Origin of the sequence: Pseudomonas synxantha, from assembly GCF_900105675.1 — a bacterium.
Taxonomy (GTDB): Bacteria; Pseudomonadota; Gammaproteobacteria; order Pseudomonadales; family Pseudomonadaceae; genus Aquipseudomonas; species Aquipseudomonas synxantha.
On record NZ_LT629786.1, the window covers coordinates 1933270 to 1949421 of the forward strand.

The following is a 16152-nucleotide window of genomic DNA, read 5'->3' on the forward strand; positions in this document are numbered from 1 at the left end:
TAGGCCGGTATCGCCCAGGTCGCAACCTGGCGGTCCGATGCATGACTTTTTTTGGCGCATGGGTGATGCGAGGGCGCGCGCAATGTAGGAGCCCGATGAAGAGCAAATGTGGGAGCGCTCGAGCTTTAGCGAGGCCGCGATGGCGGTGGGTCAGGCAGCACAAATGCCAGCAGTGCCGCCGCCGTCGCGGCCTCGCTAAAGCTCGTGCGCTCCCACATCAGTGACCGGCAATGGCAGCTTCGATAGTCGCTATGTCGATTTTGGTCATCTTCATCATCGCCTCAAACGCACGCTTGGCGACGGCGGTGTCCTTGCTGGTCACCGCATCGACCAACACCCGTGGCGAGATCTGCCACGACAAACCCCATTTATCCTTGCACCAGCCGCAGGCGCTTTCCTTTCCGCCATTGCCAACGATGGCATTCCACAACCGGTCGGTTTCCTCCTGGTCGTCCGTGGACACCTGAAAGGAAAACGCCTCGCTGTGCTTGAACGCCGAACCGCCATTCAGGCCGATGCACGGAATGCCCATGACGGTGAATTCCACCGTCAATGCATCACCCTGTTTACCGCAGGGGTAGTCGCCAGGGGCGTAGTGCACCGCGTTCACTTTGCTGTCGGGGAAGGTTTCGGCGTAAAAAGTGGCGGCCTCCACAGCGTCGCCGTTGTACCAGAGGCAGACGGTATTTTTGTTGTTCATCGCAAACTCCTCGGGTTGATAGGAGTATGAAGTCTAGACGAGGGTGCCGCCCTGTCAGCCGGCGTTCCCTTTCAGCTGATGGGCGACCGCTGCCTTATCGATCACCGACCAGACGTGAGCGAATTTACCGTCGACGCATTCGTAAAAAACGTTCTCGTCGAATACGACCGTCTTGCCGTTGATCGGCAGCCCGAAAAACTCGCCCCTGGGACTGACCCTGAAGTTCAGCCGACTGGCGACCGTCGGCGGGTCGGCAACCAGCAGCTGAACACGGAACACCAGGTCGGGGATTTCCCGAAAGTCGCGCTCCAGCATCGCCCGGTAGCCCTCCAGGCCAACCGGGCTGCCGTTGTAGGTCACATCAGGATGGACAAAATCGCCCAGGTGCTGCCAATCCTGACGGTTCAGACAATCGATATAGCCTCGGTAGAAGCTGGCGAGTTGGTCGCGGGTCATGGGCCGTTCTCCTGGTTTAAGCGCGCTCGTCCACTATCGCCGGCAAGCAGATGTCCCCGCAAGTGTGTGACCGGGTATGCCGCGAACGCCAGCTCAAACCCAGCACCATCAGCAAACCCAGCCCGGCCATCAGCGCGCCTGCCAGGGAAATGGCCGGGTAGCCCAGCCCGGCGTTGATCACCGCGCCGCCCAACGCCGCGCCAATCGCATTACCGAAATTGAATGCGCCGATGTTCATCGCGGAGGCCAGGTTAGGCGCATCCTTGGCGGCCTCCATCACACGCATCTGCAAGGGCGGCACCAAGGCAAAACTCGCGGCTCCCCATAGCAGGATCGACACGGCAGCAGGCAGCGGCCATTGCATCAGCACCGAGAAGGCCAGCAGCACGGCGATCAACACCACCAGGGAGGTGATCAAGGTACGGTCCACCGAACGGTCCGCAGACTTGCCACCCCACACATTGCCCAGGGTCAGGCCGATACCGAACAGCACGAGCATGCCGGTGACGAAGTTGGTCGAGGCGTGGGTGACGTCACGCAGAATCGGTGCGATATAGGTGAACACCGTGAACATTGCACTGGAACCCACCACGGTCAGCGCCAACGCAGCCAGCACCGGCCCGCGGCCCAGTACGCGAATTTCCGCCATCAGGCTGCCGCCTTTCGGCGCAGGTGTATTCGGCAGCGCCCACCACAGCGCCGCCATCACCACCGCACCGATGCCGCTGATGCCCCAGAACGCCGTGCGCCAACCAAAGTTCTCGCCAAACCAAGTGGCCAGGGGCACACCGCCAATGGTCGCCAGGGTCAGCCCCAGAAACATCGCCGCGACCGCCCCCGCGCGCTTCTCCGGCGCGACCACACTCGCGGCCACAATCGAACCAATGCCGAAGAACGCTCCGTGGTTCAGCGACGTCACCAGCCTGGCGATCATCAAGGTCTGGTAGTTGTTGGCCAACGCCGAGAGCACATTACCCAGGGTGAAAATCGCCATCAGCCCGATCAGCAGGTAACGGCGTGGCACCCTGGCCGTGGCGAGGGTCATGATCGGCGCGCCGATCAGCACGCCCATGGCATAGGCGCTCACCAACAGCCCCGCGGCGGGAATGGATACGCCAAGATCGGCGGCAATACCGGGCAACATGCCCATGGGTGCAAACTCCGTGACCCCGATGCCAAAGGCACCGATGGACAAGGCTACAAGGGGTGGATTGATACGCATGGTTGACTCCTCATCTGTGTGTCAAATGCTACAATCCAGCCTTTTGCAGCAGTAGCCCTTGGTTGGGAACTACAGCTTTGCGCAGGAGGCACAAATGGACATCGGTGGTCGCTCGGGAGAGATGGAAGTGTTCGCCATGGTCGCCGAGCACGGCAGCCTGTCGGGCGCTGCGCGAGCCCTGGGGCTGACGCCATCGTCCATCAGCCGCATCATCACCCGCACCGAACGGCGCATCGGTACCCGGCTGCTGCTGCGCACCACCCGCGCCATCACCTTCACCGTCGAAGGCGAAGCCTACCTGCGCGGCGCCCGGCGCATCCTTGCGGACATGGCCGAAGTCGAAGACGCCATCACCGACCAAGGCGCCCCCCGCGGCCGCCTGCGAGTCAGCGCCGCCCTGGCCCATGGCCGTATGACCATCGTGCCGCTGATCGCCGCCTTCAGCGCCCGCTATCCCGCCATCGTCGTCGACCTGATGCTCGGCGATGAAGTCGTGGACATCCTCGGCGGCCAGGCCGACGTCGCCATCCGCTTCGGCCCACTCGCCGACAGCCCACTGACCGCTCGCCACATCGGCTCCACCGGCCAGGTTATCGTCGCCTCACCCGACTACCTGGCGCGCCACGGCACCCCGGTTGCGCCGCAGGATCTACTCAACCACAACTGCCTGCGCTTCAACTTCCGCCGGGCGGCGCCTGACTGGCCGTTTCGGATGGAAGGGCGGGAGTTTTCGTTGAAAGTGGCGGGGACGATTGAAGGCAATAGTGGGGAAGCGTTGGCGCAGTTGGCGAAGCTGGGGGCGGGGATTGCGCGGATTGGGGCGTTTAGTGTGGTGGAGGAGGTGAGGCGGGGGGAGTTGGTGGTATTGCTTGAGGAGTTTAACCCGGGGGATGTGGAGCCGATTCATGCGGTGTTTGTGGGGGGAGGGGCGATGCCGGCGCGGGTTAGGGCGTTTGTGGATTTTTTGGTGGAGCGGCATTGCGTTTGACGAGGCGTGGGTTTGGAACTTTGGACGGAGCGTATTTGCCCGGAGCGGGATATTCAAAGCTGGGTCATACGGTCAAGCCGCCCACTCGAAGCACTCAAACTATTAGCCACGAATCGCTGAAGTGGACGACTCACACAAGGAGCCCTGTTCAGTCGGCGACATCCTCCGGCGAAACAACCCAAACACTGCAAGGCATTTTGTATAACAGTTGTTCCACCGTGCTGCCGATCAATTGGCCGATCCCACGATGGACGACTCGTCCCATGACAATAACGTCAATGTCATATGCATCCGCATAGCTGGAAAGCACCTTGGCTGGGTTGCCCATGATCATGTGCTGGTTTTCCGCTGGGATGTTATTGCGTGTGGCCAGCTCACGGAAAGCATCGCTCTGCGCATCGAACAGTGCCTTGGCGGCGCTTGAAGAGAAGAACGCCGAAGCATTATTGAAACCGAACTCAGCCGCACTGATCGAGGACAGATCGTGGGCGTAAATAACCTCGAGCTCAGCATTACAGTTGTTCGCCAGTTTTACCGCTTCGTGCAGAATCCTGTCGTTGAGGCCTTTGTAATGGTCATTGCGATGGAAAGGATCGACCGCAGCGACAATTCTACGCGGAAGGGCGTGGTGCACATGACTGACAAAGTGCAGTGGCACTGGGCATTCTCGTAGCAGATGAATGTCTAACGGTGTGAACATCAGGCGTGACAGGACTGACTCGTGCTCCAGAGCCTTCACGAGTGCTGTCATGGGTTGTTCCCGAAGGTGGATGAGAATCTCTTGCAGGGGGCTTTCCACCCAGACAACTTCAGTGGTGACGTGTACGCCGAGCTTACGCAGGGGGCGGGCCTGATCCTCAAGCCATTGGTGGTGGCGCTCGACATATCCCAAGCGGATCTGCTCCAGAGCTTGTTCATTGACCAGGCCAGCAGTCGCCAGTCCCTCCAGATAGTCGAATGCCACGATGTGCAAGGCCGCATCCGAGGCCTTGGCCAGAGCGGCGGCGCGCTCGAGGGCCGGGCTGTTTTTCATGAGGGGCGAGACAACGAGCATGAAGCGTGGTTGCGCAGACATGGCAAATCTCCCATAGATAATCGCTCAAACGCTCGTCAGTCGGGCGTCCGGCCAGTGAGCCTTGAGCCTATGGTCGCTCTGGCTACGATAACGGGTTTGATTTTTGTCAAAGAAACGAGGGAGGGCGCCGGTCAGAAGATGTGAGGCAAACGCGTTGGTTCACTGATTGTTGACCATTATCAATCTCCTAGAGGTTGTCTAGGCGCAGTCTCGGGTTAGTGCAGCACTCAAGAACTCGGTCTGCGTAGGGGAATCGATGATGGCCACCATGAAAGCCGCAATATTCGTTGAGAAGAACCGCATTGTGCTCGAGGACAAACCGATCCCCGAGGTCGGCCCTCTGGATGCATTGATTCGCATCACCACCACGACAATCTGTGGCACCGATGTGCATATCCTGCGCGGAGAGTACCCGGTGGCCAAAGGCTTGACCATCGGTCACGAACCGGTGGGCGTCATCGAACGGCTGGGCTCGCAGGTGCGCGGCTTCGTCGAAGGACAGCGGGTAATCGCTGGGGCGATTACCCCAAGTGGCCAGAGTTACGCCTGCCTTTGCGGCTGCGGCTCACAGGATGGTCCAGACACCCGGCATGGATTTCGCGCCACTGGTGGCTGGAAATTCGGCAATACCATAGACGGTTGCCAAGCCGAATACGTGCTGGTGCCAGATGCACTAGCCAATTTGTGCCCGATCCCTGACGGCTTGAGCGATGAACATGTGCTGATGTGCCCGGACATCATGTCCACCGGTTTCTCTGGCGCGGAGCGCGGCGAGATCAGTATCGGTGACACGGTCGCCGTATTTGCCCTCGGGCCGATCGGTTTGTGCGCCGTGGCCGGTGCTCGTCTTAAGGGGGCTACCACCATCATCGGCGTCGATGCGGTGGCAGAGCGCATGAGCGTTGCCCGTCAGTTGGGCGCGACTCACGTGGTCAATTTCAAGGACTCAAATGTGGTCGATCAGATCATGGCCCTGACCAATGGCCGGGGAGTTGATGTTTCGATCGAGGCTCTGGGTACCCAAGGTACCTTTGAGTCGGCATTGCGCGTGCTGCGTCCTGGCGGCCGCTTATCCAGTCTTGGGGTGTATTCCAGCGACCTGCGCATTCCGCTCGGTGCCTTTGCCGCCGGCCTCGGTGATTACAGCATCGTTACGACGCTATGTCCCGGCGGCAAAGAGCGGATGCGCCGGTTGATGGCAGTGGTGCAAAGCGGCGCCGTCGATTTGTCGCCGCTGGTGACTCACCATTTTAAACTCGATGACATCGAGGCGGCCTATGAGCTGTTTGCCAATCAGCGTGATGGCGTGATGAAAGTGGCGATCACTCCTTAAGGACCAGTGTTGTCTACCGTCTTTGTAGAGGTGCTCATGAACATTGAGATCACGCAAGCACGAAAACCCCATTGCTGGGTCGTGTATCTGGATGATCTGGCCGTGAACTTCAACAGTCTGGAGCAGGCGAACGCGTTCGTTGCCCAGCTCAAAGCGCGTATTGCAGCGCCACATGTATGGCCGCATGCGGGGCCCCGAGAGACTTTTGAGCGCACTCTGGCGCCACGCAAGGTGGCTGCGGCGATCAAGTGAAAAATAATCGCAGGCGCAAGCCGCTACTTGGTGGGAACCGCCATGAATGAAACCTTTGGCATGGCAGGGGCGGCCGCCGCGCTGGGGATCGGCATGCTTATCGGTCTTGAGCGTGAACGTCACAAAGGCACGGGAGATACCCGAGATTGCGCGGGATTGAGAACGTTCTCGATCACGGCGCTGCTGGGATATGTGGCGATGCAGGTGGGAGATGCGTTGCTGGTCGGAATGGTAGCGATCAGTCTAACGGCGTTGGCGAGTGTCGCGTATTGGCGAAGTTTGAGTGAAGACCCCGGCGTGACCAGCGAAGTGGCGTTGCTCACGGTGCTGATCCTGGGCGCGCTGTGCAGCACCGCTCCCGAGCTGGCCGTCGCTATTGGTGTGGTGGCTGCTGGGTTGCTGACGTATCGGGAGAAACTGCATCATTTCGCCAAAAGCCAGTTGACCGAGCCTGAAATGCACGATGGCCTCGTCTTACTGATTACGGCGTTGGTGGTGTTGCCATTGCTCCCGGATCGTTACATCGGCCCTTATGCAGCCCTCAATTTGCGCACCATCTGCAGTCTGACCGTTTTGTTGATGCTGGTGGGCGCCATGGGGCATATCGCTGTGCGTACCCTGGGAGCCGGCTACGGCTACGCCATCAGTGCTATCGCCTCCGGATTCGCCTCCAGTACCGTGACGATCGCCTCTATGGGGCATCGCGTCGTTACAGAGCCGGGCAATATCCGCTCCCTGAGTGCCGCGGCGATATTATCCAATTTGGCCACAGTCATTCAGGTCGGGCTGATTTTTGGCCTGGTTGATCCCGCGCTTTTGCGCAGCATATGGGGCCCATTGGCCTGCGGATTTGCTGCCACGGGTTTATATGGTGCGTGCCTGATGTTTCCCGTCCAGCGCAGGGGGACCAACGAGCCGGTCAAGGTAGGGGGCGCGTTCGATCTCAAGCTTGCCTTGATTGTGACGTTGACCATGACGGGAATTACTTTGGTTTCATCAGCGATGCTTCACCATTTCGGTCAGGTCGGGATACTGCTGACTGCGACCTTGACCGGTTTTGCCGACGCGCATTCTTCGACCGCGTCCATCGCCTCCCTCGCCAAGGCTGGTTTGTTGCCGCTCGATGCCATCGTCGGCCCGGCGCTGGTTGCCGTAAGCAGCAACTCTTTGAGCAAATGCCTGATGGCCTGGGTCAGTGGTGGCAAACGGTTTGCCGCCTATGTCATTCCGGGTCAGGTGTTGCTGACGCTGGCCATGTGGGCGGGCACTTTGCTGCATTAAGTTCGGCCGGTATGTCCGCAAGGCTGAAACGGCAAGCGTTGCCACCGTTTCTTTTGGCCAGATACATCGCGCTGTCTGCTCGGGCGAGCAAATCATCCACACTGCTGCCATCGCCGGGATACAGGCTGATACCGATGCTTATAGCTGTTTCGATCCGATGATTGTCCAGCATAAATGGCTGATGGATGGCGGCGACTAATTTGTTGGCCAATGGCTCAAGTTGGTCAATTTGGTTGATGCCGCAGATCAGGATAGCGAATTCGTCACCGCTCAAGCGGGCGACCAGATCGGAGCGGCGCACCGACTGGCCCAGGCGCTCAGCCACAGCGACTAATAGCCTATCTCCGCAAGCGTGGCCGAGTGTGTCGTTGATGGATTTGAAGTGATCCACATCGATAAACATCAGCGCCAATGGCTGCTTATGTTCCATCGCGCCATTGACTGCCTGGTTGAGCAGGTTCAGGAACAGCAAACGGTTGGGCAATCCCGTGAGGGCGTCGTGGTATGCCAGTTGCTGCATGGCGGTGCGCTCATCGTCGATGAGGCTGAAGTTGTGCAGAATGGCGATGAAGTGCGTCACCACGCCGTGCGGATCGAGCACCGGGGTGATGATCTGATTGACAGTAAAGGTGCCTCCATCCTTACGCCGCTCGACCATTTCGCCCTGCCAGGTCAGCCCCGCCATAATTGTCATCCATAGATTGCGATAGAACGTAGTGCTTTGTCTGTCTGAGGACAGCAGATGCGGGGTCTTGCCCACCAGTTCGAGCTTGGAATAGCCGCTCATTAGGCAGAACGCTCTATTGATCCACACGATGCATCCACTGCGCTCGGTGATCAGCACCGGGTTCGTTGCGGCGTCCAATGCCCTTACCAACACCTGCTGGTCATTTTCGATCATTGCCCATTCTCTCTATTGACACAGGACGCTTTGGTTCAGGCTAAGAGGGCGCAACGGGGTACTTGTTGATCAATATCAAGTTTATATGGGGTGATGTTCATCATTACGACCGGCATACCTGACATATATCAAACAGCGCAAGCCTGTGACGCTCAACCTTGAGAGGTATCTATCCAGATGGCCCTGTGCCGAGGTGCCCCATGTCACAGACTCAGCGTTTATTATTAATTGCCCCTCCAGCCATGATCCGCACCCCGGCCTTTGACCGTGCCACGGCTCTGGCTAAGGCGATGCAGCTGCCGTTGCACATCGTCGCGTTCGATTATCTGCAAGCGCTGGCGGTGGCAGGCTTATTTGCCCCCGAACAGATAGGGATAGCGCGGGAAGGGTATCTGCACACTCATCGACAGTGGCTCGAGGAACAGACCGAACGGATGCGCAAAGATGGAGTTGTGGCCTCCAGTGAAGTGGTGTGGGTACAGCATCCCTATGAAGAAATTTTGCGTTTCGTCAGTGAGCTGCCACTGGCACTGATCATCAAGGATGCTCACGAAGAGTTCGCTCTAAAACGGATATTTTATACCCCGCTGGACTGGCAGTTACTGCGTGATTGTCCTGTGCCGGTGCATCTGGTAATCAATGACCTGCATGCTTTACCCCGCCATATCATGGCTATTGTCGATGTCCTGCGCAGCGAAGAACAAGATAAGGTATTCAACGATCAGATCATCGGCGCAGCCGTGAAGCTGGCCGAGCAATGTGATGCCACATTGGAGTTGGTACATGTCTATGACTGGATGGCGGTGTATGCGACGGACCTGGGCGTTGGTGCGTTACCGCTGGCCACGGGTCTTTATGAGGCATTGGGCAGCGCAGAACGTGAGGCATTTGCTGCGTTAGCCGAGCGCCATCATGTGTCACCGCAGAACCGTCACTTTATCGAAGGTGCGCCTGTTCAAGGCATTTGTGAGTTTGCTACTAAATACGGTACTGACGTGATTGTCATGGGGACGGTGCAGCACAATGGTTTGGATAAACTCTTAGGTACAACCGCCGAGCAGCTTTTGCATAGGGCTCCTTGCAGTGTATGGGCGATAAAACCGTCGTGCGACTGATATGCGGCCCAGCTGGAAGATCTGACAGGCGAAGAGATGCTGCGGGCACTGTTGCTGGCAGCTATTGTCAGTTGCGGCCATCAACATGCCAAAGAGCTGATGCACGGCTGAATGCGGCGCAGAACAATGCCGCGCGCCTACAGGGGATTTCGATCGGCTAGGGGAGCCCCGCGATGTAGCGTTGACCTAAGCATCCCGGGGCATTTTTTTACAGATAGAGACGATGAATAACCTGAGATGAATTGTCGGGGTCGCTGGAGGTGTCGAATCCCAAGGTTCTTGCCAGGTCACGCATCGGCGTATTGCTTGCCGCATCAATCGAGTACATCTGGGTGAAAGCGTTCCGACGCGCTGCCTTGATCAAATGGGTCATCAGATGCGTGCCCAAACCCAGATGCTTCCACTCATCAGCAACAGTGACTGCGCATTCACATACATGTTCTCCGATGTCGGCATACCGACTGATACCGATTTCGGTAAGCGTGCCGTTGTCGTGAACCAGTGCGATGTAGGCCATGCGCTGGGCGTTATCAGTGTCCATCAACTGATCCAGCAGTGCTTTGCTCGGCTCTGTGATTTGGGCAAGAAATCGCATATGGCGGGACTCGGGAGACAGGCGTTTGATAAACGCATACTCACGATCACGGTCTTCATCTGTGAGCGGTCGTATTAGCACGTGGCGGCCGTCCTTAAGTGATTCGATCCAATGGTGGCCGGCCACTTTGGCGTAGACATCGACGGCGCGTTCATTGTGTTCTTTGACAGTTTGCATGAGAAGTCCTCCATCCAGTTCAAATCGGCGCGCCGTGAATACCGCGCGGGCCATTCCTTTCTACTTCGATGGGGCTGCTTGATTCTGATCTAAATCAGAAACCCGTGAGGCCGGCGTTCGATCATGAGGGATCCAGTCAAACCGCCATCGTGATGGCATCCAGTGAAATGCATCTGATCGCATAAACTTACCCTGCGCTGGCTGCCTTGGGCTCGAAGCCGGAGTAGGACGCGTTTGTGCATTCAATATGCTGACGGGATTTGCAGCACCCTGGCGCATGCAACGGGGTTCCACATTTTCGGGAGTTAAAGCATGGCCGGTCGATTGCAGCCTGCTACCAGTTGTTTAAGGCCCGCCATGTCCTGAATCTTGACGTTCCGACCGGCAATAACCACCAGGTTCAGGTCCCGCAGGTGTGCGATACCGCGGCAGATGGTTTCCAAGCGCAGCCCCAAGTAGGAACCGATTTCCTCTCGGCGCATTTTCAGAACAAAGTCCTTGGATGAATAACCACGAATGTTCAAACGCTGTGACAGGTTGAGCAGGAAGGCCGCTAGGCGCTCATCCGAGTTCATGTTGCCCATCAACATCAGCATTGTCTGGTCACGCACGATTTCCCGGCTTAACAAACGGTTAAGATTGTGTTGCAGCGACGGCAGGCTTTGCGAAAGTTTTTCCAGTTGCGCAAAGTGGATGGGACACACTTCGCTGTCTTCCAAGGCAAACGCGCTGCAAGCATGTATGTCAGCACTGATAGCGTCCAGGCCGAGCATCTCGCCAGGTATTTGAAAACCGGTGACCTGCTCACGACCGTCGACCGACACCATGCTGGTCTTGAATGAACCAATTCGCACGGCGTAAAGCGAGCGCAAGGGGTCGCCTGTGCGGTACAACGCAGCACCTTTTTTGACCTTGAAACGCTGCACGATAAGTTTGTCCAAGCGTTGCACTTCATCGCCCGATAGACCTATTGGCAGACAAAGCTCCAGAACACTGCACTCTGAACAGGCTGATTTGAGGCTCTGGACTTGCAACGGACGGGTTTCAGTCATCGGGCGTCGCTCCGCTAGGTATCTCCTGAGCATAGGGTGTGTGTGGGGGGGGCGCACTCTAATTACCCTTTTCAGGTTAAAAGGTGATGAGTGGAGGCGAAAGCTATTCGAACGAGTAGTCCTGCCGCTCCATGTTCCCCAAGTTGACTGGTGCATCTGAACTGGCAACGAGTGCTGGCTGCCCATTATTTACTTGATAAAGATCAGAGTCTGCCCTGGGCCGAATCCGATACTGCAGTCACAGCTGCGCATGAAGTCCGAACAGGGATGTCGGGTTTGCAGTCAGACACAACGCTGTTGTCAGGAGATCGCGGTGATGCAGAAACTGAAACGTATTTTATTGATCGTACCGACCGAAATGACCCGTACTCCAGCATTCGACCGCGCGCAGGCACTGGCCTGCGCCACCGGAGCGTTGTTGCACATAGTCGCGTTCGATTACGTCGAGGCATTGGCTGTAGCAGGCTTGTTCGACCATGACGCGATGACTCGTGCTCGAGAGGGTTATTTGCAAACGCATCGGCATTGGCTGGAACAGCAGGCGCGCCTTGCGGGAACCCAGGTGACCTGTGAGGTAGTCTGGGCTAAAGCAAATCCAGGCCATGTACTCGATTATGTGAATGACTTTCACGCAGATCTTGTGATCAAGGATACTCACCACGTGCCTGCACTTGAGCGGGCCTTTCACCAGCCACTGGACTGGCGGTTACTACGCGATTGTCAGGCGCACTTACATCTGGTGACTGAAGCCAGGCACCCAAAGCCTCTGAAAGTACTCGTTGCCATCGACTTGTCCCATCTTGAGGAGCTAACTCAGGGCGTCAATGAGCAAGTGCTTGACCTGGCGTCGACACTGGCGGCCTCCTGCGGTGCCAGGTTGAGCCTGCTGAGTATCAGCAACTGGTCGGTAGTGCACGATACGTCCAGGAGTGTGCCCACGCTGAGTCTGAAGGGCAGCCTTAGAGACGCGGTCAATGACGCGCAGGAGGAGGCGTTCGAGTTGCTTGCTTCACGCTACGGCATTGACGAAAACCGCCGGCACCTGCTGACGGGTATCCCCCACGCGGTCATAGAGCAATTCGCCCGGCAGGATGAATTCGATATCTTAGTGCTAGGCGCCACTCATGTTCGTGGCGGCGACCTGTTCATCGGCAGCACAGCCGAGCGTGTATTCAATCATCCGCCGTGCAGTCTGTTGATTGTGCAACCGTGAGCCCGAGCATGGGCAAAAAAGACCCCTTGCCAAGAGATGGTAAGGGGCATCTCGGTAAAGCGTTATTCGTCTTTGATGGCTACGACCTTATCTGCTTTCATGGCGTCGGGCTTCTTTGGCAGTGAGATGCGTAGCACGCCTTTACTGAAGCTCGCGTCAATTTTCTCTGCATCGACGCTTTTGGGCAGGCTAAACACTCGCTCGAACGTACCGTAATGCCTTTCGCTCAGGTGGTAGCTCTTGCGCTTTACTTCCTTGTCCTCTTTCTTTTCTCCTTTGATGATCAAGCTGCCGTTGGACAACGTGATTTGGATGTTTTTTTGATCCATACCGGGCAACTCAGCTGTAATTTCATAGCTTTTCTCCTTCTCGCTGATGTCCACCGCGGGCAGGTTGTGCCCAATCAGCTCGCGGCGCCAAACTGGCTCCGTATCAAACAGACCACGCCCGAAAGGGAAAAGCGCCGAGCCGCGATTGAACTCTTCAAACAGGTGGTCGACCTGCTGGCGCAACTTCTCCATTGGGCGCCAAGGCTCGGTGGCGAGAGATGGGTGGGTGGCTTTATCGTCTGTAGGTACGGGCATCTTTTTCACTGTACTGCTCATTTTTTGGACACTCCTCTTGAGTAGGGGGAGGGCTGAGAAACGCTGGATATCAACCCTCCCCGGAAAAAACAGGGTGGCTATAACGTCAGTGTCCCTGACCACAGCATCCAGCCGGCGACTGCTGCCGCCCCCCAGATAATTACCAATAACCCTGTTTCAGGGCCGCTGAAATGCCAGCCTTGGCGCGTACGCAGCGTCATCAGGTAAATCAATGTGCCAGGGGCATAGAGCAACGCGCTGAGCAGCATGTATTTGGGCCCGGCGGCGTATAACAGCCACAGACAATAAAGGGTGGCAACAGCGGCGATGGCCAGGTCACGCAACTGCAGGCGACGATGACCTGCGTACGTCTGGCCTTTCCAGGTCAGCTTCAACGCGTACAGCCCGCTGAACAGGTACGGCAACAGGATCATGGAGGTGGCCAGGGATATCAGGGCGAGGTAACTGGCGCTCGAATACAGCGTCAACAACAAGAACAGTTGAATGCAACCGTTGGTGACCCACAGGGCATTGGCCGGCACGCCCTGGGCGTTCTCCACGGCCAATGCACCCGGCATAACCTGTTCCTTCGCCGGTGTAAACACAGACTCGGCAGCCAAAAGGGTCCAGGCGAGGAGGGCGCCGCCCACTGAAATAATCAGGCCAATGCTGATCAACACTGCGCCCCATGGACCGGTTGCCGCTTGAAGCACGCCGGCCATCGACGGGTTTTTCAAGGCTGCCAGTTCCGGTTGTTTGAGAATGCCCAGCGACAGCAATGACACGGCAATCAGCAGCAACAGTGTGATCACGAAGCCAATCACTGTGGCGCGACCGACGTTGCTGCGTTTCGCCGCACGGGCAGAGAACACGTTGGCACCTTCGATACCGATAAACACCCACACCGTCACCAGCATGGTGCTTTTGACCTGATCCAGCGTGCTGCCCAGCGCGGGAGCGCCCCAGAAATCCAGGCTGAAGGTCTCACGCTGGAACGCTGCGATCACCAGGCCGATGAACAGCAACAATGGTACGATCTTCGCCACGGTCGTCAACGCATTGGCCCGCGCCGCGGTACGCATGCCCCTGAGGATCATCCAGTGCAAGCCCCACAGCACCACGGATGCCCCCACAATAGCGGCCTTGTTGTTGCCCTCACCGAACAGCGGAAAAAAGTAACTCAGCGCGGCGAACAGAATCACCAGATAGCTGACGTTGCCAATCCAGGCACTGATCCAATAGCCCCAGGCGGAATTGAACCCAAGAAACTCACCGCCCAATTCCCGGGCGTAGGCAAACACGCCGTTATCCAGGGACGGTTGACGGTTGGATAACATCTGGTAAACCAGCGCGAGGCACAACATGCCAACGCCTGTGATCAGCCAGCCAATCAGAATTGCCCCGGCACCGGCACTGGCCGCCATATTTTGCGGCAGACTGAAAATACCGCTGCCGATCATTGAACCCACTACCAATGCAATCAACAGGCTTAATGACAACCGCTTGGGTTCGATCTTTCGCGCACTATCGGCAAAGGTGGGGCGTGACGCGACGGGAGGAATCGGTTGCGGGACGTGCAGCTCGGTAGCCATGGGATATCTCCACAAGACGAGAGGTCGTGCGCTTTACCGCGAATACGGTGGCGAGAACCATGGCTGTCAATTTCTGCGGGAACCGGTTGCGTGTGTTTGATTTAAGTCAGAATCGTCAAAATAAGCGCGCGTTTGAACCGGCACGGATCGACTGAGGCGTACACGCCGTCCAACACGTTTGTTCGGTCCAGCATGCCTGCTATGGCATCAACTCAACCAGCCGAGGTATCCCAAGTCTCATTAGCACTTTCCCGAGATATGTCGCTTTTTAAGCTTGCTGAAACGTTTCATCGAGTTTATAAAACTGACACAACTCCAAGAAAGGCTGCCGTCATGACCCCACTCAAACTCCTCATCGCCCTCAGCACACTCTCCGTCACCTCCCACGCCATGGCCTGGGATTACGTTCTGCTCGACACCGATAAAGCCGCCCAGAACTGGCAGGTCACCAGCCAGCAACTCGGCATACAAACCGACAAACCCTTCAGCGTCTCCCTGCGCACCTTGCACGGCGGTCGGCAGGAGGGCGTCAGCATCGTCGATATCGATAACGGCACGATGAAACTCTCGGTGGTGCCGACACGCGGGATGAACGTGTTGCAGGCCTCGGTCGGCGATGTGCGCATGGGTTGGGATTCGCCGGTCAAGGAAGTGGTCAATCCGTCCTTCATTGAACTCAATGGCCGTGGCGGCCTGGGCTGGTTGGAAGGTTTCAATGAGCTGGTCACCCGCTGCGGATACGAATGGGTCGGCCACCCCGGCATCGACAATGGCGAACTGCTGACCCTGCACGGTCGGGCCGCCAACATTCCGGCGAACAAAGTCACCCTGCACATCGATGAAAAACCACCGTACGCCATCACCCTGCGTGGCGAGCTGAAGGAGCAGGCCTTCAAGAAGGTCGACTTCTCCGTCGCGACCGAACTGGTCACCGAGGCTGGCAGCGTGGTGTTCGCCCTCAACGACACCCTGACCAACAACGGCGACTATCCGAAAGAATACCAGGCGCTGTATCACAGTAATTTCAGCACGCCGTTCCTGGAGCAGGGCGCTCGTTTCGCTGCGCCGGTGAAACAGGTGTCGCCGTTCAACGACAAGGCCAAGGGCGAACTGGCCGACTGGCAAACCTACCGCGCACCCACCAAGGACTACGATGAAACGGTTTACAACGTGGTGCCGTATGCCGACGCCAAGGGCGATACGTTGACCGTGTTGCATAACAAGGCCGGCAGCCTGGGCGTTTCGGTAGGCTTCAATACGCAGACACTGCCGGTATTTTCCCTGTGGAAAAACACCGATACCCAAGGGCAGGGCTATGTGACGGGGCTGGAGCCGGGCACGAGTTTTTCCTACAACCGTCGTTATCAGCGGCCACTGAACCTGGTGCCTACCATTGGGCCGAAGGAACACAAGCAGTTCCGCATCAGCTACAGCTTGTTGGCGGATAAGGCGGCGGTAGACAAGGCCTTGAAGCAGGTGAGCGAGATTCAGGCTGGGCGGGAGACTGAGGTGCGGCAGACGCCGTTGGTTGATTTGACCAAGGGGTAACACAGGCGGGATCGGTGCGGACGATATTGCAGCTCCTGGGCCACTTGTTCGCGTCTGATCCCTTCGGC

Annotated in this window: 16 protein-coding genes; 7 read left to right on the forward strand and 9 right to left on the reverse strand. The window is 57.5% G+C overall.

The window, feature by feature from the left end:
• Positions 1-217: 217 nt before the first annotated feature.
• From BLU48_RS09235 to BLU48_RS09245, 3 genes are read right to left on the reverse strand one after another with little or no spacing between them, the layout of a single operon-like run.
• Positions 218-700 (reverse strand): VOC family protein, encoded by a 483-nt coding sequence (locus BLU48_RS09235; protein ID WP_057024075.1) that lies wholly within the window; start codon positions 698-700, stop codon positions 218-220.
• Between the two features lie 54 nt (positions 701-754).
• Complete coding sequence (locus BLU48_RS09240) at positions 755-1156, reverse strand: ester cyclase (RefSeq protein WP_057024074.1); 402 nt, start codon at positions 1154-1156, stop codon at positions 755-757.
• A gap of 16 nt (positions 1157-1172) precedes the next feature.
• Positions 1173-2378: an MFS transporter gene (locus tag BLU48_RS09245; protein ID WP_057024073.1), complete on the reverse strand. Its 1206-nt coding sequence runs from the start codon at positions 2376-2378 to the stop codon at positions 1173-1175.
• A gap of 94 nt (positions 2379-2472) precedes the next feature.
• Here BLU48_RS09245 and BLU48_RS09250 point away from each other — a divergent pair, with 94 nt between their 5' ends.
• Positions 2473-3366 carry a LysR family transcriptional regulator gene (locus BLU48_RS09250; protein ID WP_057024072.1) on the forward strand — a complete coding sequence of 298 codons (894 nt, stop codon included), beginning with the start codon at positions 2473-2475 and terminating at the stop codon, positions 3364-3366.
• Positions 3367-3514: 148 nt separating this feature from the next.
• Here BLU48_RS09250 and BLU48_RS09255 read toward each other — a convergent pair whose 3' ends face one another.
• Positions 3515-4441: a universal stress protein gene (locus BLU48_RS09255; RefSeq protein WP_057024071.1), complete on the reverse strand. Its 927-nt coding sequence runs from the start codon at positions 4439-4441 to the stop codon at positions 3515-3517.
• A gap of 259 nt (positions 4442-4700) precedes the next feature.
• Between BLU48_RS09255 and BLU48_RS09260 the strand changes: the two genes are divergently transcribed.
• Genes BLU48_RS09260 through BLU48_RS09270 form a run of 3 tightly spaced genes read left to right on the forward strand, consistent with a single transcriptional unit; the run spans position 4701 to position 7307 of the window.
• Positions 4701-5774 carry an NAD(P)-dependent alcohol dehydrogenase gene (locus BLU48_RS09260; protein ID WP_057024105.1) on the forward strand — a complete coding sequence of 358 codons (1074 nt, stop codon included), beginning with the start codon at positions 4701-4703 and terminating at the stop codon, positions 5772-5774.
• A gap of 36 nt (positions 5775-5810) precedes the next feature.
• Positions 5811-6026 carry a hypothetical protein gene (locus BLU48_RS09265; RefSeq protein WP_057024070.1) on the forward strand — a complete coding sequence of 72 codons (216 nt, stop codon included), beginning with the start codon at positions 5811-5813 and terminating at the stop codon, positions 6024-6026.
• Positions 6027-6068: 42 nt separating this feature from the next.
• Complete coding sequence (locus BLU48_RS09270) at positions 6069-7307, forward strand: MgtC/SapB family protein (RefSeq protein ID WP_057024069.1); 1239 nt, start codon at positions 6069-6071, stop codon at positions 7305-7307.
• Here BLU48_RS09270 and BLU48_RS09275 read toward each other — a convergent pair.
• Positions 7249-8208: a diguanylate cyclase domain-containing protein gene (locus tag BLU48_RS09275; protein WP_057024068.1), complete on the reverse strand. Its 960-nt coding sequence runs from the start codon at positions 8206-8208 to the stop codon at positions 7249-7251. The two genes, BLU48_RS09270 and BLU48_RS09275, sit on opposite strands and share 59 nt — an antisense overlap.
• A gap of 200 nt (positions 8209-8408) precedes the next feature.
• On the opposite strand from BLU48_RS09275, the gene BLU48_RS09280 reads away from it, so the two are divergent.
• The gene (locus BLU48_RS09280) at positions 8409-9323 is read left to right on the forward strand and encodes a universal stress protein (RefSeq protein ID WP_057024067.1); all 915 of its coding nucleotides are present in this window, start codon (positions 8409-8411) and stop codon (positions 9321-9323) included.
• Positions 9324-9531: 208 nt separating this feature from the next.
• Here the strand turns inward: BLU48_RS09280 and BLU48_RS09285 are convergent, their stop codons facing one another.
• Together BLU48_RS09285 and fnr are read right to left on the reverse strand one after the other, a co-directional pair.
• Positions 9532-10095, reverse strand: a complete 564-nt coding sequence (locus tag BLU48_RS09285) for a GNAT family N-acetyltransferase (RefSeq protein ID WP_057024066.1) — start codon at positions 10093-10095, stop codon at positions 9532-9534.
• 305 nt (positions 10096-10400) lie between these two features.
• On the reverse strand, positions 10401-11147 hold the full coding sequence (gene fnr, locus BLU48_RS09290) for a fumarate/nitrate reduction transcriptional regulator Fnr (protein WP_057024065.1): 747 nt from the start codon (positions 11145-11147) through the stop codon (positions 10401-10403).
• A 316-nt stretch (positions 11148-11463) separates the two neighbouring features.
• Here fnr and BLU48_RS09295 point away from each other — a divergent pair, with 316 nt between their 5' ends.
• The gene (locus tag BLU48_RS09295; protein WP_057024064.1) at positions 11464-12360 is read left to right on the forward strand and encodes a universal stress protein; all 897 of its coding nucleotides are present in this window, start codon (positions 11464-11466) and stop codon (positions 12358-12360) included.
• A 62-nt stretch (positions 12361-12422) separates the two neighbouring features.
• Here BLU48_RS09295 and BLU48_RS09300 read toward each other — a convergent pair whose 3' ends face one another.
• Both BLU48_RS09300 and BLU48_RS09305 read right to left on the reverse strand, forming a co-directional pair.
• On the reverse strand, positions 12423-12965 hold the full coding sequence (locus tag BLU48_RS09300) for an Hsp20/alpha crystallin family protein (RefSeq protein ID WP_057024063.1): 543 nt from the start codon (positions 12963-12965) through the stop codon (positions 12423-12425).
• A gap of 77 nt (positions 12966-13042) precedes the next feature.
• On the reverse strand, positions 13043-14404 hold the full coding sequence (locus BLU48_RS09305; protein ID WP_231989057.1) for a basic amino acid/polyamine antiporter: 1362 nt from the start codon (positions 14402-14404) through the stop codon (positions 13043-13045).
• A gap of 465 nt (positions 14405-14869) precedes the next feature.
• On the opposite strand from BLU48_RS09305, the gene BLU48_RS09310 reads away from it, so the two are divergent.
• Complete coding sequence (locus tag BLU48_RS09310) at positions 14870-16084, forward strand: aldose 1-epimerase family protein (RefSeq protein ID WP_057024061.1); 1215 nt, start codon at positions 14870-14872, stop codon at positions 16082-16084.
• Positions 16085-16152: the final 68 nt, after the last annotated feature.